General features: G+C 61.6%; 17 protein-coding genes. 11 read left to right on the top strand and 6 right to left on the bottom strand.

The features are described from left to right. Window positions 1-216 precede the first annotated feature (216 nt). Together parA and PQR08_RS05890 are read left to right on the top strand one after the other, a co-directional pair. Window positions 217-879 (top strand): ParA family partition ATPase, encoded by a 663-nt coding sequence (gene parA, locus PQR08_RS05895; protein ID WP_035502737.1) that lies wholly within the window; start codon window positions 217-219, stop codon window positions 877-879. Between the two features lie 24 nt (window positions 880-903). Beyond that, window positions 904-1968 (top strand): ParB/RepB/Spo0J family partition protein, encoded by a 1065-nt coding sequence (locus PQR08_RS05890; protein ID WP_250485222.1) that lies wholly within the window; start codon window positions 904-906, stop codon window positions 1966-1968. A 98-nt stretch (window positions 1969-2066) separates the two neighbouring features. Here PQR08_RS05890 and PQR08_RS05885 read toward each other — a convergent pair whose 3' ends face one another. After that, the gene (locus tag PQR08_RS05885; protein WP_035502741.1) at window positions 2067-3422 is read right to left on the bottom strand and encodes a replication initiation protein; all 1356 of its coding nucleotides are present in this window, start codon (window positions 3420-3422) and stop codon (window positions 2067-2069) included. A 1728-nt stretch (window positions 3423-5150) separates the two neighbouring features. On the opposite strand from PQR08_RS05885, the gene PQR08_RS05880 reads away from it, so the two are divergent. Further along, window positions 5151-6359 (top strand): DNA-binding protein, encoded by a 1209-nt coding sequence (locus tag PQR08_RS05880; RefSeq protein ID WP_250485221.1) that lies wholly within the window; start codon window positions 5151-5153, stop codon window positions 6357-6359. Here PQR08_RS05880 and PQR08_RS05875 read toward each other — a convergent pair. Further along, complete coding sequence (locus PQR08_RS05875) at window positions 6350-7390, bottom strand: tyrosine-type recombinase/integrase (protein WP_250485220.1); 1041 nt, start codon at window positions 7388-7390, stop codon at window positions 6350-6352. The genes PQR08_RS05880 and PQR08_RS05875 overlap by 10 nt on opposite strands. A 185-nt stretch (window positions 7391-7575) precedes the next feature. Between PQR08_RS05875 and PQR08_RS05870 the strand changes: the two genes are divergently transcribed. Next, window positions 7576-9000: a DUF2252 domain-containing protein gene (locus tag PQR08_RS05870; RefSeq protein WP_250485219.1), complete on the top strand. Its 1425-nt coding sequence runs from the start codon at window positions 7576-7578 to the stop codon at window positions 8998-9000. Between the two features lie 67 nt (window positions 9001-9067). On the opposite strand, the gene PQR08_RS05865 is transcribed toward PQR08_RS05870, so the two are convergent. Then, window positions 9068-9424 (bottom strand): DUF2471 family protein, encoded by a 357-nt coding sequence (locus PQR08_RS05865; protein WP_035502759.1) that lies wholly within the window; start codon window positions 9422-9424, stop codon window positions 9068-9070. Window positions 9425-9691: 267 nt separating this feature from the next. On the opposite strand from PQR08_RS05865, the gene PQR08_RS05860 reads away from it, so the two are divergent. Further along, on the top strand, window positions 9692-9877 hold the full coding sequence (locus tag PQR08_RS05860) for a CsbD family protein (RefSeq protein WP_035502761.1): 186 nt from the start codon (window positions 9692-9694) through the stop codon (window positions 9875-9877). 121 nt (window positions 9878-9998) lie between these two features. Here PQR08_RS05860 and PQR08_RS05855 read toward each other — a convergent pair whose 3' ends face one another. Beyond that, complete coding sequence (locus PQR08_RS05855) at window positions 9999-10601, bottom strand: helix-turn-helix domain-containing protein (RefSeq protein WP_250485218.1); 603 nt, start codon at window positions 10599-10601, stop codon at window positions 9999-10001. Between the two features lie 152 nt (window positions 10602-10753). Between PQR08_RS05855 and PQR08_RS05850 the strand changes: the two genes are divergently transcribed. After that, complete coding sequence (locus PQR08_RS05850) at window positions 10754-11956, top strand: glycine C-acetyltransferase (RefSeq protein ID WP_250485217.1); 1203 nt, start codon at window positions 10754-10756, stop codon at window positions 11954-11956. A gap of 99 nt (window positions 11957-12055) precedes the next feature. Beyond that, window positions 12056-13087, top strand: coding sequence for an L-threonine 3-dehydrogenase (gene tdh, locus PQR08_RS05845; protein ID WP_250485216.1), 1032 nt, complete (start codon window positions 12056-12058; stop codon window positions 13085-13087). Between the two features lie 10 nt (window positions 13088-13097). On the opposite strand, the gene PQR08_RS05840 is transcribed toward tdh, so the two are convergent. Then, window positions 13098-13736, bottom strand: a complete 639-nt coding sequence (locus PQR08_RS05840) for a YceI family protein (protein ID WP_250485215.1) — start codon at window positions 13734-13736, stop codon at window positions 13098-13100. Between the two features lie 179 nt (window positions 13737-13915). Between PQR08_RS05840 and PQR08_RS05835 the strand changes: the two genes are divergently transcribed. After that, window positions 13916-14434, top strand: a complete 519-nt coding sequence (locus PQR08_RS05835) for a hypothetical protein (protein ID WP_187605413.1) — start codon at window positions 13916-13918, stop codon at window positions 14432-14434. 39 nt (window positions 14435-14473) lie between these two features. Here PQR08_RS05835 and PQR08_RS05830 read toward each other — a convergent pair whose 3' ends face one another. Beyond that, window positions 14474-15367, bottom strand: a complete 894-nt coding sequence (locus PQR08_RS05830) for a LysR substrate-binding domain-containing protein (RefSeq protein ID WP_250485268.1) — start codon at window positions 15365-15367, stop codon at window positions 14474-14476. 134 nt (window positions 15368-15501) lie between these two features. On the opposite strand from PQR08_RS05830, the gene PQR08_RS05825 reads away from it, so the two are divergent. The 3 genes from PQR08_RS05825 (at window position 15502) to PQR08_RS05815 (ending at window position 19861) form a co-directional block, all read left to right on the top strand. Beyond that, window positions 15502-16683, top strand: a complete 1182-nt coding sequence (locus PQR08_RS05825; RefSeq protein WP_250485214.1) for a M20 aminoacylase family protein — start codon at window positions 15502-15504, stop codon at window positions 16681-16683. Between the two features lie 17 nt (window positions 16684-16700). Next, window positions 16701-18017: an MFS transporter gene (locus PQR08_RS05820; protein WP_238214486.1), complete on the top strand. Its 1317-nt coding sequence runs from the start codon at window positions 16701-16703 to the stop codon at window positions 18015-18017. 131 nt (window positions 18018-18148) lie between these two features. After that, on the top strand, window positions 18149-19861 hold the full coding sequence (locus PQR08_RS05815) for an IlvD/Edd family dehydratase (RefSeq protein ID WP_250485213.1): 1713 nt from the start codon (window positions 18149-18151) through the stop codon (window positions 19859-19861). The last annotated feature ends 8 nt before the right edge of the window (window positions 19862-19869 follow it).

Here is a 19869-nt window from a genome sequence, read left to right as displayed (position 1 = left end):
CCTCGGGGGCGACTTTATGCGCATAAAGTCTGGCGGGCACGGATGGGAATTCCCGGTTGATCCTTCGGGGCTCCGTCGCCGTCGACACGGCTGCGACGACTTTATGCGCATATACCTCGGCCGAATGGCTAACGAAGTTCATTTGTTGCGGTTTATCACTGGAAAAATAACTACGCCAATGTAGAATTCAACGAACTTCAAAATTCGGAGCAAAACGTGGCGGCGGAAATCATAGCGATCACGCAGCAGAAGGGCGGTGTCGGCAAAAGCACGATTGCGATGCACCTCGGTGCGGCCTTTCACGAAAAGAAGAAGCGTGTGCTGGTGGTCGACGCGGATGGTCAGAACACCTTGATACATTGGTCGAGCGCCGCATCGGATGGGTCGAGCGGCATCCCGTTTCCGGTGGTCAATCTGTCTGAAGCGGGAGGGCAGATCCACCGCGAGATCAAGAAGTTCGTCAACGACTACGACATCATCGTGGTGGATTGCCCACCGTCGATTACCGAGAAGGTGTCCGGTGTCGTGCTGCTGGCGGCGAGCGTCGCGGTGATTCCGACTTCTTCGTCGCCGGCGGACTACTGGTCGAGCGTCGGTCTCGTCAAGCTCGTACAACAAGCACAGGTCATGAACGAAGACCTACGCGCTGTCTTCCTCCTCAACAAGACGGAGGAGAAGCGCATGCTCACACGCGAACTCAAAGTCGCGCTCGAAGAGCTCGGCTTCCCATTGCTCAAAACCCAGATCCCCACACGCGAGTGCTACAAGCAGGCGATGGCGCTCGGAGTGACCGTCCTTCAAATGAGCGATCGCGGGTCGCGCCTGGCAGCGGCAGAAATCCGCGCCGTGGCGGACGAGATCCTTGGCATGCTCGCCTGACTTTATGCGCATAAAGGACCCTGTATGAAACCATCCCAGTTTGCGAAGGGCTTCAAGGCTCGCCCCGATTCGACAAGCAGCGAGAAGCGCACCGCGCTCGATCGTCTCAATGCGATCGATGGCATCGTCGACATTCAGCACGCAGGGCAGGCTGCGGCGAATGGTCGATCGAGCGCCTTCGTCGCCGACGATCCCGCCGACGTCAATACCGGGCCGGAATCCGACGAATATCGCGCCTGGAGGCGCGCCAACCGTTATACGAGCGGCCAAGTGATCGAGTTGCCGCTCAAGTCGATCAAGCCCAGCCCGTTCAACCCGCGCCATTTCTATCTCAAGACTTCCATCGCGGAGTTGGCCGTCAACCTCGCGAAGCAGGGACAGCAGCAGGCGATTCACGTCATTCCCGACTATGAAAGTCCGGGAACGTTTTTCGTCAGCGATGGCGGTCGGCGCGTGCGAGCGCTGAAAGAGGCGAATAAGGATACGGTCAAGGCGGTGGTCGTCGATCTGCCGATCGGCATTCAGAGCTACAAGCTGGGTTATGACCTGAACGTCCAGCGCGACTCGCAGACCGTGTTCGACAACGCGATCGTCTGGCGGCGCTTCCTCGACGAACAGCACTTCCAAAGCCAGCGCGAACTCGCGGATCACCTGGGTCTCGACGAGTCGACGATCGCCGTGGCGTTGTCCATCGCGAAGCTTCCGGAAAACGTCATGCACGAGATGGTCGCGCGACCGGATCGATTCGGCTCGAACATGGCCTATCAGATCGCCCGCTATCACACGGCCCGCGGCAGCGACGCCACGCTGCGGCTTATCAACAAGATCACCTCGGACGACCTGAGTACGCGTCAGGTCGCCGACATCGTCAAGGGTCGCGCGAGCGCTCAGGAAACACCGAAGACGCCGAGCCGTCAGCGCTATGCGCAACGTCTCGAGATCAAGCTGGATGGCATTGCGGTCGGCGATCTGAAGTCATACGGAGAAGATCGTCTCGAACTGCGTTTGCGGGGTTTATCGCGGGAGAAGCGGGACGCGCTCCTGCATCAGATCGAACTCATGCTTCAACCGGTCGACGCCGAGAAGTGATGTAACGATGGCCGCGGAGATGATTCTCTAGCGGCCTTTTCTGTTTTCGGGGTCCGTCCTCTGACCGCGCCGGTGGCAGCAGCCCTCATGCGACGAGATCAGCGCGACTGACTCAGCGTAAATGCCAGCAAGTCGCCATCCGTCGGCTCACCCCATGTCCTTCGGGCCAGCCAGTCGAAAAAGGACGTCTCGGCGAGCTTCGAATCCAGTCCGCGCTTGCGCCAATCGTCGCGCATGTGCGTGCCCAGGCCCGGCAGCACATCTTCCTCGAACGACTGGCGCGCGATCTCCCGTTCTTCCTCACCTTGCTCGTCGTACAGCACTCGCGCTTCCTTGCGACGGTAAGCGGAAAATTCGCTCAGCAATCGGGCTTTGAGATCGTCGGCGCCGGAAACGGTCGCTGGGGTGCGCGTCGCCGTACCGCTCGTTGCCGGAGGCAGCGCCTCGACCGGCGGCGCGTAACCCTTCTTGAGCGCGTCTTTGAAAAGTGCGGCCGCGCTGCGAACCGGCGGCAAGGTCGTGCTGCGCATCCGCTGCTCCGTCATCTGCAAGGCGGCGCGGATACGGTTTTCCTCGCTGTCCGCGTAGAGCGTCTGCGCATCCTTCAGCGGAATGCCGATCTTCACCATCCGATCCACGAGCGTGCTGTCGAAAACATTCGGATGTTCGTCGAGCGCGAGCATCGGCTGCTTGCGTTCGGTCACGCGGAACTGAATTTCAGCGACTCGCCGTCCTTCACGATGTTCAACCAGCTCGACGAAGATGTTCGTCACCGCATTCACTTCGGCGATCGCGGGGCGAAGATAATCGCGCTTGAAGTATTTGTACTCGCGCTTGGCTTCGTCGCCGGCTTCGGTGTCAGGGGTGCCGGAAAGAATCGGCCGCCACCACTCCCACGTTTCGCGCATCGTCAGATGACTGGGATTGGTCAGATAGCGAACGCAGATCTCGTAGAGCGCGAGGCCAGCGCTGCTACGCAACTGGCTTTGGAATTGCAGGCTCAGCCGCGCATATTGAACGGGGTCCAGCAGCTTCTTCTTGATCTTGGGCGCGAACGAGAATTCGACCCACACGCGGCGTGTCGTTGGATCCTCGAGAATTTCGGCGTCGGCGATCAGCGTAGAAATTCCCCATTTCCGACCGGGCTTCTGACTCGATGTGCCAGTACTCCACTCGACCTGCACCGACACCATGCGACGCAAATGCTCTTTGACGAGTGCAGTATCGTTCGAATCGAACGCAGAGTTCGCGACAATATCGGATAGCAGCGCGCGATACGTATCACCGGCGTCGTCGGCTTGCTGAGCAACCGCGAGGAGCACGTTGAAGAGCTTTCTCGTGAGCAGCGTGATCTTGCCGCTCTTCGGTTGAATCGCAATGGCCTCGACCGCCTTGCGCAATTCCGCCGAACTCGGGCTGACTACGTCGGTTTTCTTTGCGCGCTTGGTGGCCATGAAATGGTCAGAATCGATATTGCGAGCAAGGATACCGACCGGGGTGAACCACGTCTATAGGGGAGTCTTCACCTTAACGGGGTGATGGTCGACCGAGCGATTCGACTCACTGCGGTGCGCTCCCGTAAACCCTCACCGCTCACCAATCGGATTCTTCTCATACCTGCAGATTCCACGCGGGTAAACGAATTGCGGCGATCCTGGTGCGTCTTCGGAACGGACAAATCAGGGTCCCGAAAGCCCTCACCTGAAAAATTTTTGCGTGTTGTTGACTGTGGTGCGCCGGAGACAGCACCGCCGTCGACTGCGCTTTCGCTCGACATTGTGACCCTCGCGGTGCACATCTTGCGACGCGAGCACTCACTTTTGGTTGGAGACGGAGGAAAGTCCCGGAAATCCTCACCTTTGCACACCCTTTTTCAGCCCCGTACGGCATTTCGGACCTTGATCCAAGGCGCGTCCCAACGAAATAGCTCCCGAAAAACCTCACCTTGACGGGTTTCAGTACTGTACCGCGTCACCTGAAGGAAAGCGCCGCCGCTCCTGAAAATGCTCACCTTTGCGCGTGGCCTCTGAAAAAGACACACCATTCCAGGCACTTATCTCGCTTTATTCACGTAATTAGGAGCAGGCACACTCCCGCAAACTCTCACCATTCGAAGCGTCGTCACACGCCGCACCAATGTTCGCTTCTCCCGAATTTGCTCACCTTATCTCGAAGCATGTACGCTGACGTTCAGCTATATCATTGATTTCAAGTGATTTTTAGCATCGAAACGTCGTAGAGGTTATCGCTTCTGACCCATCGTCCCCAAAACTCTTCCCGCATCTCCTCACCGTCGAACTGCGGCACCTCCATAAGGAAACCACGAAAGAACCTTCCGTCAGCTCCTGAAAACGCTCACCTCAGTGACAAACATCGACGAATCTTGTCTTCGACGTGCAGTCCTGAAGGTCAGCCCGGCCCATAGTCCGGCTTTTCACTCCCGCAAACTCTCACCTTGGAGCCACAATGCGCAGAGATTCCGGGCCAAAGTCACGTAGGCGCCCGAAAATACTCACCTTCATCCCCGCTTGTTCCCCGCAAACGCTCACCGATCGGTAAAAAAGACCCAATCTGATGGGCGAACACTGTCTTTCGCATGCTCCCGAGAATCCTCACCTTTCCACATCGATTCATCGCGAGAGAGATACCGAACATCAATGCTGCCATGGAAGTTTTCTCCCGTATCCGCTCACCTGCGGGTTTACGCGCTTCCCTGAATCCGCTCACGATCCTTCCCGCGACCACTCACCGAGAATCCCGAAGTCCGCCACCGATCCCTCCCGAAGAGCTTCACCATAGTTCCCGTACAATCTCACCTGACCACCGGCAAAGCCTTATCCCGTAAGGCTTTGCCTTGGCGTTAACTGGGTTAACAAGGGTTCAAGGGTGTTTACTTCTAATACTCTCAAGCGTTACTGAGTCTCCGCGAATAGAGCAACCAAACCGAAATCGCGTGAAACAACGACAGAAAGCGATATACGAGCTAAAATTGTTGGCAAATCATGCGCTTGCACAGATAAGCTCAGGATGTTTCACGATAGGCCTCGCCGCATGTAGGCCGAATCCATCTGAACGCAGAAAGTCGTCATTCTGAAGCGCGGCTGCACGTCAATCAACGAAATCGATCACGTTCGACACGTAAAACGTTATGATCGTCACGTTGAGCTGCCTCTTTCTCCGCCATGAATCAATACACTCGCGACAGTCTGCGTCAAGAAATCGAAGCGATGCGAACCGCAGGCGCCCGCCGCCAGGATCTTTCTCAACACGCGTGCAAGCGACTTTTTTTCGACCTCGGCATCCGTCCGTCGGTGATGACGGTCCGCGAACTCACTCAAACGGGTAGCGCGAGCGACATCCCTAAAGATATCGAAGCTTTCTGGGACAGCCTGCGCTCGGCGCTACGCGTGCGCATCGATGCCGGCGCGATGCCGGAGTCGTTGCAGCAACGCGCGGGTGAGCTGCTGGCGGCGCTCTACGACGAGGCCCAGAAACTTGCACTTTCCGCTCTCGACGACGACAAGGCCCGTCTCGACGCCGCCGTGCAAGCCGCGCAGGCGCAAGTTCGCGATGCCAACGTGCGCCGCGAAGCGATCGAGCAGGCCCATCAGCGTGCCGAGGCGCGAGCCGAAGCAAGCGCTGCGCAGATCGCCGCGCTGGAAGCCGACCTGAAGGCGCTGCGCAATCAGGGATCGGGCGCTCAGGCGGGATTTCGCGAAGTCATCGCGCGTTGCGAAAAGGAAAATGAGACCTTGTCGGAACGCCTGCAGAACGAGCAGGAGTCTGCTGCGCGGCTTCGCGATCGTATCGACGAACTGCAGGACGAGCTGCGCCACAATACGGAGCACTACGCTCAGCAGATCAAGGACGCGATCAAGGAAGCCGAGCGACGCGTTCATCCAATGCTGGTCGAGCTCGACTCTTTGCGTGGCATGGCAGCGACCTATCAGGCAGGCGCCCGCGAGGCGAGCCAGAAAGAATTCGATTTTATTCAACAACTTAGCGCCGCGAGGAGTCGCGCCGATCGACTCGAATCTCAAGTGCGGGCACAGTCCGACGAAATCGATGCACTCGTTCTCGAGCGCGATGCGCAGCGCGTCCAGTCTGGGGCCAGCGCGGAAGTCGGTGCGCTGATCGCATCGCTGGTAGTCGACGGCCGCCTGAGTGGCGCCGAAATCGCCGCGCTTGGAACGCAAATGGATGGGCATATCGTTGCGCCGACCGCCTGTCCCGCATGCGAGGCCGGCGAGCCGGAACTTCAGCGGCACGAAGACGAGTACGAACTTTCCTGCCCAAACTGCGAGCGGACGTCGGGCGCGGCGTCATCCAAGCTCGCTGCCATCGACGGTTTCCTCCGATTAGCGCGTGTCGGCGCAACGGATCAAAGGTGAGAGTTTTCGGGATCGGCGGCGAGTCCCTGCGAACCTCCGTCCGGCGTGCCGCTGGCGCGCGCCTGAGCGATATCCCGCTCCCGTATTTGCTCACCCATCCATTCCTGCCACGCGCGAAGCAGGCGATGAACGGAGATCGTCTGCTGAAATCCGAGCCATTGCCCGACGCGATCGGGGTCCGTTCCGTCCTCGAAGTGTTCCGCGGCGTAGGTGTTGCGCAACGTCTGCGGACTCGCCCGCGCGACGCGTGACGCAGCGATGCCGGACGCGGCCACGACTGCGTCGATCGCGCGCAGCATCGTCGCCTTGTGCATGGAGCGGCCCGACGGCGCTGCGGGGAACAGCAACTCACCCGCGAGATCCGCCGTCTTGCGCTCGCTGATCCAGTTGTCCAGCAATTCGATGGCGAACGGCGCGAGCCGCGCTTGCCGGATCAGCAGCGGGTTCGCCGCATCGACGGTGATGTACGGCGCGCCCGCCGCGTAGCAGTCGACGGTCAACTGCGCCGCTTCGCCCGTTTTCACGCCTCCGCCCAGAAATACGGCGACCAGCGCCCGATCGCGCCGCTCGCGCCAGCGCTGCGCGCCTGGCAACGCGCCCATCGGCGAAAACAGATGCGCGACGAGCAGCGCGCGCTCGTCGTGAGTCAGAAATCCGGTCGGCTCGTTGTCGCGAGCCTTGCGCCATGCCGCGTCGCCGTCCTGGGCGATGAATCGCGCCGGGTTCGTTGCCGCCGATTCCACTTCCCGCACGTGATCCAGCACGCGTTCGATCAGCCTTAGGTAGCGCATCCGCTGTGGACGTCGAATGTCCAGTTGCGCGACGAACTGCTCGATGACGGGACGTTGCACCGTATGCAGCGTCGCGCGCTTCGCGGCCAGCCATTCGAGAAAGTTGCCCCACTGCGCGCGATACACGTCGGCCGACGATGCCCGGAACGACTGTTGGGCGAGCCATGCATCGAATGCGGCGTGCGGATCGGCCTGCCAGTCGGCGCGCTGTTGGTCGAAGAGATCGGAAGTGTTCGGCATGGTGTCAGAAGGCGCAGTGCGCGCTGTGTTGCACTGCGCACAGGGTCGGGCTTCGAGCGCCGAACGTCAAGCGGAGGTGTTCGCCGAAGTGTCAATCACTGTCTTGCCGCGGATGCGTTTTGTCCTCTACTGTCGTCCATACGGCTTCCTTCGACCCGCAAGCACAAGAGCAAAAGGAGTGAGCGATGGCCCGGCAATCCTGGCAGGAACGCCGCGCGTTGGGACGCGCCGCGCGTGAGCGCACGCCGCGCGGCGCGCACGATGCGATTGGCGATGTCGATCGCGATCCCATCGAACTATTGCGGATGAGCAGCAAAGGTCGCGTCGATGCGCTGATTCCCTTGCGCTACGGCCGCATGCTGGTTTCGCCGTTCACTTTCTATCGCGGGAGCGCCATTCTTCAGGCGCATGATCTGGCCACCACGCCTGACAGCGGCATCGCGATACAGATTTGCGGCGACTGTCATTTGTCCAACTTCGGCGGCTTCGCAACGCCCGAGCGCGCGCTCATCTTCGATCTCAATGACTTCGACGAAACCGCGCTCGGCCCCTGGGAGTGGGATTTGAAACGACTCGTCGCGAGCTTCACGATCGCCGGCCGCCATTTCGGCCACGACGATCTCGCCGCCGACGAGTTCGCGTTTCTCGCCGCGCGCAGCTATCAGACGCATCTGCGCGAATACGCCGAAATGAGCGTGCTCGATCTCTGGTACGAGCGCATCACGTTCGATCGCATGTACGACGCCGTGCAGAACGAAGACGCGCGGCGGCGCATCAAGCGCGGCATCGAACGGGCTTCGCGCCGTACGCACGAGACGATGCTGCCGAAACTCGCCGAGCGAACCGGCGACACGTGGCGTATCCGCGATGCGCCGCCCGCCGTGTTCCACATTCGCGGCCAGAGCACGCTGATCGACAAAAACGATGGCTGGATGACGCTGAAAGGCAGCCCACAGGAGATTTTCGGGGCGCTCATTCTGAAGTATGTGGCCACGCTGACCCCGGAGCGCGCGAGGCTGCTATCGCAATTCACGTTGCAGGACGTCGCGTTCAAGGTGGTGGGCGTGGGCAGTGTCGGCACGCGTTGCCTCGTTTTATTGCTCACCGATCACCACGACAAACCGCTTTTCCTGCAGATGAAGGAAGCATCGACATCGGTAGTCGCGAGATACGCGAACCGTGCGAGAGACGCCGACGATTCCGGCCACGACGGTCAGCGCGTCGTGCACGGGCAACGACTGATGCAGGCGGCCACGGATCCGTTTCTCGGCTGGGCGACGGGGCCTCTCGGACGTACGCTGTACATCCGTCAGTTGCGCGACATGAAGATATCCCCCGAACTCGACACCTTCAGCGACGATGCCTTTCGCGAATACGCCGCACTGTGCGGCTGGGCGCTTGCCCGCGCGCACGCGAAATCGGGCGGACGCGCGTTGGACATTTCGGGCTATCTCGGCAACGGCGACCGTATGGCGGACGTGCTCGTGCGGTACGGCCGCGCGTACGCGGATCAGGTGGAGAAGGATTACGAGGTGTTTCGCGCCGCGTGTCGGGATGGCAGGCTCGAAGCGCGTTCCGATGCGGATATGTCGGCGGACTTTGCGCCCTGAAGCTATTCGATGCCGGAAGAGATGAACCAAGGCACGCGGTTCTCGCCGCGTGCCGGGCGGGTGCGCGTCAGTGCGCGGCGATGACGGCCTGCGGTTGTCGCTGTCGGGCCGCGCGCTCGTAGGCGTCCACGGCGAAGCCGAAAACGGCGGGCAAGGCATCGGACGATGCGACGTCGACTACGTCGTCGGTTTCGGGAAAATGGAAGTCGTCGGGACGCGCGAACAGTTCGCGCAATGCGGCTTCGTGCCGCCCGGCAAATCCGAGGTCCGCCACAGCCTCGGCCTCGATTGCATGCAACAGCCGCCAGGTCAGCGGCACGCCTTTGTCGATGTAACGCCCCGCTATCTGCCGCGTGATCTGCTCCAGATCACGCACAGCGCGGGCAAACTGCCTCCTGCTGAGATTCTCGCCATTCGACTCCATGATTCACCCCCTTCGCCAACTGGTCTTATTGTACTGTATAAACATACAGTACTTGTTGCAATGAAACTAGCGTCGCGCTACTCGACCCGGGTGTATGTGCGATTCCGCCTACGTGCGTTTCAGACATCCACTGCTATGCGTGCCGGCCAACGAAGCGCATCGTAGAACCATGCTTAGGAAATCCCCTGAGCGGAACGCGCAGGCACTACTGCGTACGTTCGACGGCACTGCGCGGCCAACAGCGCTGCAAACCACGGGAGAACTGACATGAATAAGGATCAAGTCGAAGGCGTCGGCAAGCAGGTGAAGGGCAAGATCAACGAGGGCGTCGGGAAAGTGACCGGCGACAAGGCTCAGGAAGCCAAGGGCGATCTGCAACAGGCTGCGGGCAAGGTCCAGAAGGGCGTGGGCGATGCGCGGGAAGATCTGAAGGACGCAGTGAAGAAGCCGTAAGCCAGGCGTTGAGCGCCGCGACGGCGGCGTTGCTTAAAGCGGGACGCACTCGACGTGCGTCCCGCTTTTCATTTCGGGCGGCGAGACTTTGTGCGCATAAAGTCGCCTTGGTGGCCCCGTGTCATCCGTGAATCACCACCAGCAGCGCCTTGGCGTCGGCGCGTCCTACATTGCGGATCGCGTGCGTTTCGTCCGCTGCGTAACGTGCCGTTTCTCCCGCCTTGAGTCGCCGCGTCGCCCCCGATGCATCCACTTCGATCGATCCGTTCAGCACCGTGAGATGCTCGCGCGTTCCCGGTTCGTGCGCATTCGATGTGAGCGCAGCGCCCGATTGCAGCGTGAGTTCGTACCATTCGAACTTGCCGGCGAGTTCTATCGGTCCCCACACCCGCAGTTGATAGCCACCGTTATCGCCGCTCAACGTCGGTATTTCATGCGGCCCCGCGACCCGGATCGCTTCAACGGGCCTCTGTTGCGCGAACAATTGATCCAGGCTGATGCCAAGCGCGTTGGTCAATCGCCACGCGACCGCGATCGTCGGATTCGCCTTGTCGCGTTCGATTTCCGAAAGCATCGACTTCGATACACCTGCCGCCCGCGATAGATCGTCCAGCGTCAGTTTCCGTTCACTGCGCAGGCGTTGAATGATCTCGCCGACGCGCGGCGGCGTTGCGCCCGCTCCCGCGAGATCGCTCGCTTTGCCTTCTGAACCCGTGCTTGCCATGAATCGATCAATCCCTTAAAGTGTTCGGCATATCGGAAATGTGTTCGAAATATCGAACATGTCCGATGCGATGAATGCACTATAACAGGGCTATGGGCCGCTTGCGGGCGCCGCGCGGCCGAACACACGATCAGCCCAAAACAAGGATTGCGATGAAAGACCGGTATCTCTCCCATCTGCGTTCGACGCTCGACGAAATCCGCGCTGCGGGCTTCTACAAAACGGAGCGCGTCATCGCGAGCCCGCAGTCATCGGCTATCCGGCTCGCGAACGGAAGCGGTGTGCTGAACTTCTGCGCGAACAATTATCTCGGTCTTGCGGACGATCGCCGTCTCGTCGAAGCCGCGAAGGCCGGTCTCGACGCCGACGGCTTCGGCATGGCGTCCGTGCGGTTTATTTGCGGCACGCAGACCGTACACAAGGAACTCGAGCAGTCCATCGCCCGGTTTCTCGGCACCGACGACTCAATTCTCTATTCGAGCTGCTTCGACGCGAACGGCGGCCTCTTCGAGACGCTGTTGACCGAGGAAGACGCGATCATCAGCGACGAGCTGAATCACGCCAGCATCATCGACGGCGTGCGGCTCTCGAAGGCACGGCGTCTGCGCTACAAAAACAACGATCTCGCCGATCTCGAAGCGCGCCTTCAGGAAGCCGACGCCGCCGGCGCGCGCTTCAAACTGATCGCGACCGATGGCGTCTTCTCGATGGACGGCATCATCGCGAATCTTGCCGGCATCTGCGATCTCGCCGACCGTTACGGCGCGCTCGTGATGGTCGACGATTCGCACGCCGTGGGCTTCATCGGCGAAAACGGACGCGGAACGCCGGAGCATTGCGGCGTACTGGATCGCGTGGACATCATCACCGGGACGCTCGGCAAGGCGCTCGGCGGCGCATCGGGCGGTTATGTCGCCGCGCATAAGGAAGTGATCGATTTGCTGCGTCAGCGCAGTCGTCCGTATCTGTTCTCGAACACTTTGGCGCCGAGTATCGCGGCGGCATCGCTGAAGGTGCTCGAACTGCTCGACAGCGAAGAAGGCGCGACCCTGCGCAGGCGTGTCCGCGAAAACGGCGCGCACTTCCGCAGCGCGATGTCCTCGCTAGGCTTCGATCTCGTCCCCGGTGAACATCCGATCATTCCGGTCATGCTCGGCGACGCGCAACTCGCTTCGAAGATGGCGGATGCATTGCTCGAAGAAGGCGTCTATGTGATCGGCTTCTCCTACCCCGTCGTGCCTAAGGGACGCGCACGTATCCGCACACAGATGAGCGCGGCGCATACGCCGGAACAGATCGATCGCGCAGTCGATGCATTTGCGCGCGTCGGCCGGTCGCTTGGCGTGATCCGCTGAGCAGCGCCGCCGACTTTATGCGCATAAACCCAGGGACCGGACCACGAGCCCGCGACCGTCGAAGCAGCACCACGAAGACCAAACGTCAGGATCAACGCAATGAAAGCCCTCGCCAAACTCGAACGTGCCCCCGGCCTTACCTTGACACGCGTGAAGCGGCCTGAAGTTGGCCACAACGACGTTCTCATCCGTATCCGCAAGACAGCGATTTGCGGCACCGACATCCACATCTGGAAATGGGACGACTGGGCACAGAAGACGATTCCCGTGCCGATGCATGTCGGGCACGAATACGTCGGCGAGATCGTCGAGATGGGTCAGGAAGTGCGCGGGTTCGCAATCGGCGATCGCGTGTCCGGTGAAGGCCATATTACGTGCGGCTTCTGTCGTAACTGTCGCGCGGGCCGTCGTCATCTGTGCCGCAACACGGTCGGCGTCGGTGTGGACCGCGAAGGCGCCTTTGCGGAATTTCTCGTAATTCCGGCGTTCAACGCGTTCAAGATTCCGCCCGATATCTCCGACGACCTCGCCGCTATCTTCGATCCGTTCGGCAATGCGACGCACACGGCCCTTTCGTTCAATCTCGTCGGCGAGGATGTGCTGATCACCGGCGCAGGACCGATCGGCGTGATGGCCGCCGCGATCGCGCGGCATGTCGGCGCGCGCAATGTCGTCATCACCGACGTCAACGACTATCGCCTCGAACTCGCCCGCAAGATGGGCGCGACGCGCGCGGTCAACGTGGCGAACGAAGACCTGCGCGATGTAATGAGTGAACTCGGGATGACCGAGGGCTTCGACGTAGGTCTGGAAATGTCCGGCGTGCCGAGCGCGTTCACGGCGATGCTCGAATCGATGAATCACGGCGGCAAGATCGCGCTGCTCGGCATTCCGCCCGCGCAGACGGCGATCGACTGGACTCAGGTGATCTTCAAGGGCCTCGAAATCAAAGGCATTTACGGACGGGAGATGTTCGAGACCTGGTACAAGATGGTCGCGATGCTGCAAAGCGGCCTCGATCTATCGCCGATCCTCACGCACACTTTTCCCGTCGACGACTATCAGCAGGCGTTCGAAACGATGCTGTCCGGAAACAGCGGCAAGGTCGTGCTCGACTGGACCGCGGCCTGAACGCCGCACGTCATTGAGCCGAATCAGCCGGCGCTTTCGAAAACTCGGCCTGAATGGCGACGTGCACATCGTCGCCGACGGCCGGATACCACGTCGTCAATCCGAACTGCGCGCGGCTGAAATGTCCGTCGGCGGAAAAGCCCAACGTTTCCTGCTTCGTCAGCGGATTGACCGCGTGGCCGTTGAAGGTCACGTTCAGCGTCACCGGCTTCGTCGTGCCGCGTATCGTCAGATCGCCGGTCAATACGCCTTTGTCGTCGCCCGTGCGCTGAAAAGCCGTGCTGACGAACACGATGCTCGGATAACGCTCGACATCGAACATGTCGGGCCCTTTCACCATGCGATCGAGCAGCGGCACGTTGGTGTTGACGCTCGACGCGTCGATAGTCGCTCGCACCGAGCTTCCGGACATTCCGTCCGCATTCCAGTCCAGTTGCGCCGTCGTCTTGTCGAATCGGATGACGAAGCGCGAGTAGTGAAAATGATCGACGTCGAAGCTCACGTTCCAGTGATGCGGATCGAGTTGATAACGCCCCGGCGGCACGCTCGATTCGCTCGACGACACATGATGCGTGACGACTTGCAGCGGCGTGCACGCCGTCAATGCAACCGCCGCCAAAAAAGGAACGAGACGCTTATAGACGTTCATCGGGCTTTGCCTCGAATACGAAAAAAACTTCGACAAGTTTCGCCGAGATTGCAAAAACTTGCGCAAGCCGTCACGCGCTTTTCGTCAGCACACACGAAAATCGCGCGATCAGGTAGAGTTCGCCTCGACCTCCATCTCAAAAAAAGGCGCCATCGTAGACGCGCGATGGCGGAGAACCCATGCGCACATGGCTGTCCCGTTTCCGAACCTTCCGCGCGCACTTGTTGACCGTTGCCGCCATCGCCGCGTTGGCCTGGGCGCCTGCCGCGCACGCGAGCTGGTGTGGCGACGGTCTCTGGCTCGATGCGATGGTCGCATCGCATCACTTTCACCCGGACAAGGACTTCGAGCAGTTCAATCCCGGCATCGGCGCGGAATGCTGGGTCGCGCCGCAATGGGCGGTGACGGGCGGATACTTTCGCAACTCGCTGTCGAAGCCGTCGTTCTATGGCGGCGGCGTCTGGGGCCCGGACTTTCTTCACTGGAACTACATCAGGCTCGCCGTGATGGCCGGCCTCATATCCGGCTACGACTACGGCAGTTATGGTATCGGGCACAACCATACGGTCGGACCGGTGGCCGCGCCGCTCATCATGCTCGAATACAAGCGCGTGGGCGCGAACATCATCCTGATTCCGCCGATTCCTTCGAGCGATCTTCCGTTCACGCTCGGCTTCATGCTCAGACTGAAATTCTAGGGAATCCGAACTAAATCCCTATAAGATGTTCGGCGCATGTCATTTCGAACGCGCCGCGTGTTGCAGGCATTCCAGCAACACCGTCGCTGCGGGCGTCAACGGACTATCTCGCCGCGTCACGACTCTCACCGACACCGCGGGCAACGGATCCGCGATCGGAAAAATGGCGAGCCCTTCGCTGACCCACGAATGTTCGAGCAACGCGGCAGGCAGCGCGGCCAATACATCCGACCCGCGCAACAAGCCATGCGCGATGATGAAGCTCGGGCATTCGATCACGCGGTTCGGCACCGTCAGACCACGCTCGGCATACGAGTGAAGCAGCGCCTGCGTCGAGCTTTCCGGCGACGGGTTCAGCAGCCACTCCGCATCCGATAGCTCCGCCAGCGACGTGCAGTGCCGCAACGGATGATCCGCGCGCCCGACGATAGCCGAGCGGCTCTCATACAGTTCGATGTGATCGAACTCCGGCGCGAGATGCTCGGGCACGACCACCGCGACGACGAAGTCGAGCGTGCCGTCGCGCAAACGCGGCATCGCGACACCCGGAAAGCCTTCGATAAAACTCACGCGCGCGTTCGGCATCTGTCGCCGGAACGCGCGATACGCCTGCGGCAGTATCGATAGCGCGGCCATCGGCGTGATCGCCGCGCTTACGCTTCCCGAACCCGCGCTTTTCATCTGCGTGATGTCTTCTTCGGCGCGGCGCATTTCGCTCACGATCAGATGCGCGCGCACGCGCAATTGCTGGCCGAACGCGGTCAATTGCACGCCGCGCGCCGTGCGTAGAACCAGCGGCACGCCGAGATCCTGCTCGAGTTCCTTGATCGCCTTCGTTAGCGCAGCCTGCGACAGATGCAGGCTGCGTGCGGCCGCGCGGATGCTGCCTTGCTCGGCGGTCGTCAGAAACGCGCGTATCTGATGAATCTTCATGCTCATGAGCGACACCTAAGGGTTAGCACCGACGACTAATGGTAGTCACGCAATAAATTTACCGTCTTTTGGTTTGCTTTTCGGCTTTATATGCTTGGGTCACGTTGATCACGCATCGAGCAAGGAGTGTCTACATGTTGTCAGTCGAGCCCGTCATCCCCGGCATTGCCGCCATCGCATCGGAATTCGTCGATGTGCGCCGTCGCATTCATGCGCATCCGGAACTCGCGTATGAAGAAACGCAAACGAGTGATCTCGTCGCCGGATTGCTCGCTCAATGGGGCTACGAAGTGCATCGCGGGCTCGGCAAGACGGGCGTCGTCGGCGTATTGAAGGAGGGCACGGGCGGCAAGCGTATCGGCCTGCGCGCGGACATGGATGCATTGCCGATCGAGGAAGCGACCGGCCTGCCGTACGCCAGCAAGCACGCGCGCACGATGCACGCGTGCGGCCACGACGGCCACACCGCGATGCTTCTGTGCGCCGCGCGCTATCTCGCCGAAAGCCGCCAGTTCTCGGGCACGCTGATCGTGATCTTCCAGCCCGCCGAGGAAGGCGAGGCCGGCGCGCGCGCGATGATCGAAGACGGCCTCTTCGAAAAGTTTCCATGCGATGCCGTGTTCGGCCTGCACAACATGCCCGGCCTGCCCGCGGGCGACATGTTCTTCACGCCGGGCCCCGGCATGGCCTCGTCGGACCGCGTGAACATCACGGTGCGCGGCGTCGGCGGTCATGGCGCGATGCCGCATGTCGCGTGCGATCCGATGCCCGCCGTCGCGTCGATCATGCTGGGCCTGAACAGCATCGTCGCGCGCGAAGTGGATGCGCAAAAGCCCGCCGTCGTCACCGTCGGCAGCGTGCAGGCGGGCGAGGCGTGCAACGTGATTCCCGAGACCGCGCTGATGAAGCTCTCGGTGCGCGCGCTCGACGCGGGCGTGCGCAAGCAGCTTCAGGAACGCATCACGGCGCTCGTGAACGCGCAGGCGCTGGCATTCGGCTGCACGGCGGAGATCGATTACGAACTCGGTTATCCGGTGCTCGTGAATCACGAAGGGCCGACCGCCTTCGCCACCGATGTCGCGACGAAAATGCTCGGCGCGCAACGCATCGATCCGACCGCGCGGCCGCTCATGGGCAGCGAGGATTTCGCGTTCATGCTCGAAGCCTGTCCGGGCACGTATGCGTGGATCGGCAACGGTGTCGGCTCGAAGGGCGGCTGCATGGTCCACAACCCGGCCTACGATTTCAACGACGACATCCTCGCAGTCGGTGCGAGCTACTGGGTGCGCCTGGCCGAAGCCTGGCTCGCCGACTGATCCCTTCGGAGCACATCATGAACGCACCCACGATCGCCAGCGCGCCGGCGAATGCATCGACGCAGACCAGCCGCGCAGCGCGCACGCGGCTCGTGATGGCGGCTGCCGTCGGCAACGCGCTCGAGTTCTACGACTTCACGGTCTATGCGTTCTTCGCGCTCGTCATCGGCAAGCTGTTCTTTCCGGTGCACGATCCCGTTGGCCAGTTGCTGCTCGCGGTGGCGAGCTTCGGCGTCGGGTTCTTCACGCGGCCCGTGGGCGGCCTCGTGATCGGCATGTACGCCGACCGCGCCGGCCGGAAGAAGGCGATGCTGCTCACGCTCGGCCTGATGGCGCTCGGCACCGCGATGATCGCGGCCGCGCCGACGTTCGCGCAGGTCGGTATCGCCGCGCCGGTCATCCTCGTGATCGCGCGGCTGATTCAAGGCTTTTCGGCGGGCGGTGAAGTGGGTGCATCGACGACGCTTCTGCTCGAACAGGCGCCGTCGAATCGTCGCGGCTTCTACGCTTCGTGGCAGTTCGCGAGTCAGGGACTCTCGGCGCTCGCGGGCGCGTTGACCGGCGTCGCGCTGACGGCGACGCTCACGACCTCGGAACTCGAAAGCTGGGGCTGGCGCGTGCCGTTCATCATCGGCACCGCGATCGTGCCGGTCGGCTGGTGGCTGCGCCGTACGATGGAAGAAGCGCCGCGCGAAAGCATCGAAGCCGCGCCGAAAGCGCCGAAGCTGCCGCTCGTTACCGTGCTTCGCGAGCATGGCCGCGCGGTGCTCAACGGTCTCGGTCTCACAATCGGCGGCACGTCGGCGCACTTCATCATCGTGTTCTATCTGTCGATCTACGGCGTGAAGACGCTCGGCCTGCCGGGCTGGACGGCGATGCTCTCCGGCTGCGTATCGGGCGCGATTCTCTTTATCGTCGCGCCGATCGGCGGCTATCTGTCGGATCGCATCGGCCGCAACAAGCTCGCGCAGACGACGCGCATCCTGCTCATGCTCGCGATCTGGCCGGCCTTCGCGCTCCTGAACAAGTCGCCGACGGCAGGCACGCTGCTCGCGGTCGTCACGGCGCTCTCGATCGTGCATTCGCTCAACGTCGGCCCGACCGGCGCGATGCTCGGCGAACTGTTCCCGCGTTCGGTACGGGCGACGGGCGCGGCGATCGTCTACAGTCTGGGCGTCGCGATCTTCGGCGGTTTTGCGCAGTTTTTCGTGACGTCGCTGATCGTCATCACGAAGAGCGTAATGGCGCCCGCGTGGTATGTGATCGGCTGCGGCGTGTTCTCCGTGATCGCCGTGGCGTGCATGCGCGACAGATCGAAGGAAATGCTCGACTGATCGTGAAATCGCGCGCCGGATGCGATGCGAGGTGTATAACTCGACGTATCCGGGTTTCGAAAAGGCCGCCCATGCGGCCTTTTTTCACTGGATCCCACACTATGAAGAACGCGCGATAAAAGGGGACGTCCATGCGCAAGCTACGCTCGCAAAGCTGGTTCGGCGGCAACGATAAAGACGCCTTCATCCACCGCTCGTGGATGAAAAATCAGGGCATTCCTCATGATCAGTTCGACGGCCGGCCGGTCATCGGCATCTGCAATACATGGTCGGAGCTCACGCCCTGCAACGCGCATTTCCGCGAACTCGCCGAGTACGTGAAGCGCGGCGTGCGTGAGTCGGGCGGCCTGCCGCTCGAATTCCCGGTGATGTCGCTCGGCGAATCGAATCTGCGGCCCACGGCCATGCTGTTCCGCAATCTCGCGTCGATGGATGTCGAAGAGTCGATTCGCGGCAATCCTATCGATGGCGTCATTCTGCTCGTCGGCTGCGACAAGACCACGCCCGCCTTGCTGATGGGCGCGGCGTCGTGCAATCTGCCCGCGCTCGCGGTATCGGGCGGACCGATGCTGAATGGGCGCTTTCGCGGCGGCACGATCGGCTCGGGCACGGGCGTATGGCAGATGTCGGAGGAAGTGCGCGCGGGCAAGATGACGCAGGCAGAGTTCGTCGAAGCCGAGTCGTGCATGAACCGCTCGCGCGGCCATTGCATGACGATGGGCACCGCGTCCACGATGGCGTCGATGGTCGAATCGCTCGGCATCGGCCTGCCGCACAACGCCGCGATTCCCGCCGTCGATGCGCGCCGTCAGGTGCTCGCGCATATGGCGGGACGGCGCATCGTGGACATGGTCAAAGACGATCTCACGATGGACAAGATCCTCACGCGCGACGCCTTCGAGAACGCTATCCGCACGAACGCGGCCATCGGCGGATCGACGAATGCGGTCGTGCATCTGATCGCGCTGGCGAAGCGTATCGGCGTGGAACTGAAGCTCGAAGACTGGGAGCTCGGCTCCGACGTGCCGTGCCTCGTGAACCTGCAACCATCGGGCGAGTACCTGATGGAAGACTTCTATTACGCGGGCGGTTTGCCCGCGGTGCTGCGTCAGCTCGGCGAGCAAGGCTTGCTGCATCGCGACGCGCTCACGGTGAACGGCCGCACGCTGTGGGACAACGTGAGCGACGCGCCGAACTACGACGAGAAGGTCATCACCCGCTTCGAGCAGCCGTTCAAGCCGCATGCGGGCATCGCGGTGCTGAAGGGCAATCTCGCGCCGAACGGCGCGGTGATCAAGCCATCGGCGGCGACGCAATCCTTGCTGAAGCATCGCGGGCGCGCGGTCGTGTTCGAGAACGTCGAGGAGTTGCATGCGAAAGTCGACGACGATTCGCTCGATATCGACGAGCACTGCATCATGGTGTTGAAGGGCGCGGGACCGAAGGGTTATCCGGGATTCGCGGAAGTCGGCAACATGCCGCTGCCGAAGAAGGTGCTGCAAAAAGGCATTACCGACATGGTCCGCATTTCAGATGGCCGCATGAGCGGCACGGCATACGGCGCGGTCGTGCTGCACGTGTCGCCGGAAGCGGCGGCGGGCGGTCCGCTCGCGCTCGTGCAGACAGGCGACATGATCGAACTCGATGTCGAGGCGCGCCGTCTCAATCTCGAAGTCTCCGACGAAGAACTGGCGAAGCGCCGCGCCGCGTGGCAAGCGCCCGAGTTGCCGAAGCGCGGCTATTACCGCCTATATGTGGAGCATGTGTTGCAGGCGGATCAGGGCGCTGACCTCGATTTCCTCGTCGGTTCCAGCGGCGCGCCCGTGCCGCGCGACTCGCACTGAGCGGAGGC

Source organism: Caballeronia jiangsuensis (genome assembly GCF_046030135.1).
Lineage (GTDB): Bacteria > Pseudomonadota > Gammaproteobacteria > Burkholderiales > Burkholderiaceae > Caballeronia > Caballeronia jiangsuensis.
Note: the sequence above shows the minus strand (reverse complement) of the source record. Positions and strands in the feature narration are given on the sequence as shown.

What these genes read in the sequence shown, in the direction of transcription:
- PQR08_RS05890 (WP_250485222.1), top strand. Translation starts at nt 904, where the DNA reads ATGAAACCATCCCAGTTTGCGAAGGGCTTCAAGGCTCGCCCCGATTCG.
- PQR08_RS05885 (WP_035502741.1), bottom strand. Translation starts at nt 3,422, where the DNA reads ATGGCCACCAAGCGCGCAAAGAAAACCGACGTAGTCAGCCCGAGTTCG.
- PQR08_RS05880 (WP_250485221.1), top strand. Translation starts at nt 5,151, where the DNA reads ATGAATCAATACACTCGCGACAGTCTGCGTCAAGAAATCGAAGCGATG.
- PQR08_RS05875 (WP_250485220.1), bottom strand. Translation starts at nt 7,390, where the DNA reads ATGCCGAACACTTCCGATCTCTTCGACCAACAGCGCGCCGACTGGCAG.
- PQR08_RS05870 (WP_250485219.1), top strand. Translation starts at nt 7,576, where the DNA reads ATGGCCCGGCAATCCTGGCAGGAACGCCGCGCGTTGGGACGCGCCGCG.
- PQR08_RS05865 (WP_035502759.1), bottom strand. Translation starts at nt 9,424, where the DNA reads ATGGAGTCGAATGGCGAGAATCTCAGCAGGAGGCAGTTTGCCCGCGCT.
- PQR08_RS05860 (WP_035502761.1), top strand. Translation starts at nt 9,692, where the DNA reads ATGAATAAGGATCAAGTCGAAGGCGTCGGCAAGCAGGTGAAGGGCAAG.
- PQR08_RS05855 (WP_250485218.1), bottom strand. Translation starts at nt 10,601, where the DNA reads ATGGCAAGCACGGGTTCAGAAGGCAAAGCGAGCGATCTCGCGGGAGCG.
- PQR08_RS05850 (WP_250485217.1), top strand. Translation starts at nt 10,754, where the DNA reads ATGAAAGACCGGTATCTCTCCCATCTGCGTTCGACGCTCGACGAAATC.
- tdh (WP_250485216.1), top strand. Translation starts at nt 12,056, where the DNA reads ATGAAAGCCCTCGCCAAACTCGAACGTGCCCCCGGCCTTACCTTGACA.
- PQR08_RS05840 (WP_250485215.1), bottom strand. Translation starts at nt 13,736, where the DNA reads ATGAACGTCTATAAGCGTCTCGTTCCTTTTTTGGCGGCGGTTGCATTG.
- PQR08_RS05835 (WP_187605413.1), top strand. Translation starts at nt 13,916, where the DNA reads ATGCGCACATGGCTGTCCCGTTTCCGAACCTTCCGCGCGCACTTGTTG.
- PQR08_RS05830 (WP_250485268.1), bottom strand. Translation starts at nt 15,367, where the DNA reads ATGAAGATTCATCAGATACGCGCGTTTCTGACGACCGCCGAGCAAGGC.
- PQR08_RS05825 (WP_250485214.1), top strand. Translation starts at nt 15,502, where the DNA reads ATGTTGTCAGTCGAGCCCGTCATCCCCGGCATTGCCGCCATCGCATCG.
- PQR08_RS05820 (WP_238214486.1), top strand. Translation starts at nt 16,701, where the DNA reads ATGAACGCACCCACGATCGCCAGCGCGCCGGCGAATGCATCGACGCAG.
- PQR08_RS05815 (WP_250485213.1), top strand. Translation starts at nt 18,149, where the DNA reads ATGCGCAAGCTACGCTCGCAAAGCTGGTTCGGCGGCAACGATAAAGAC.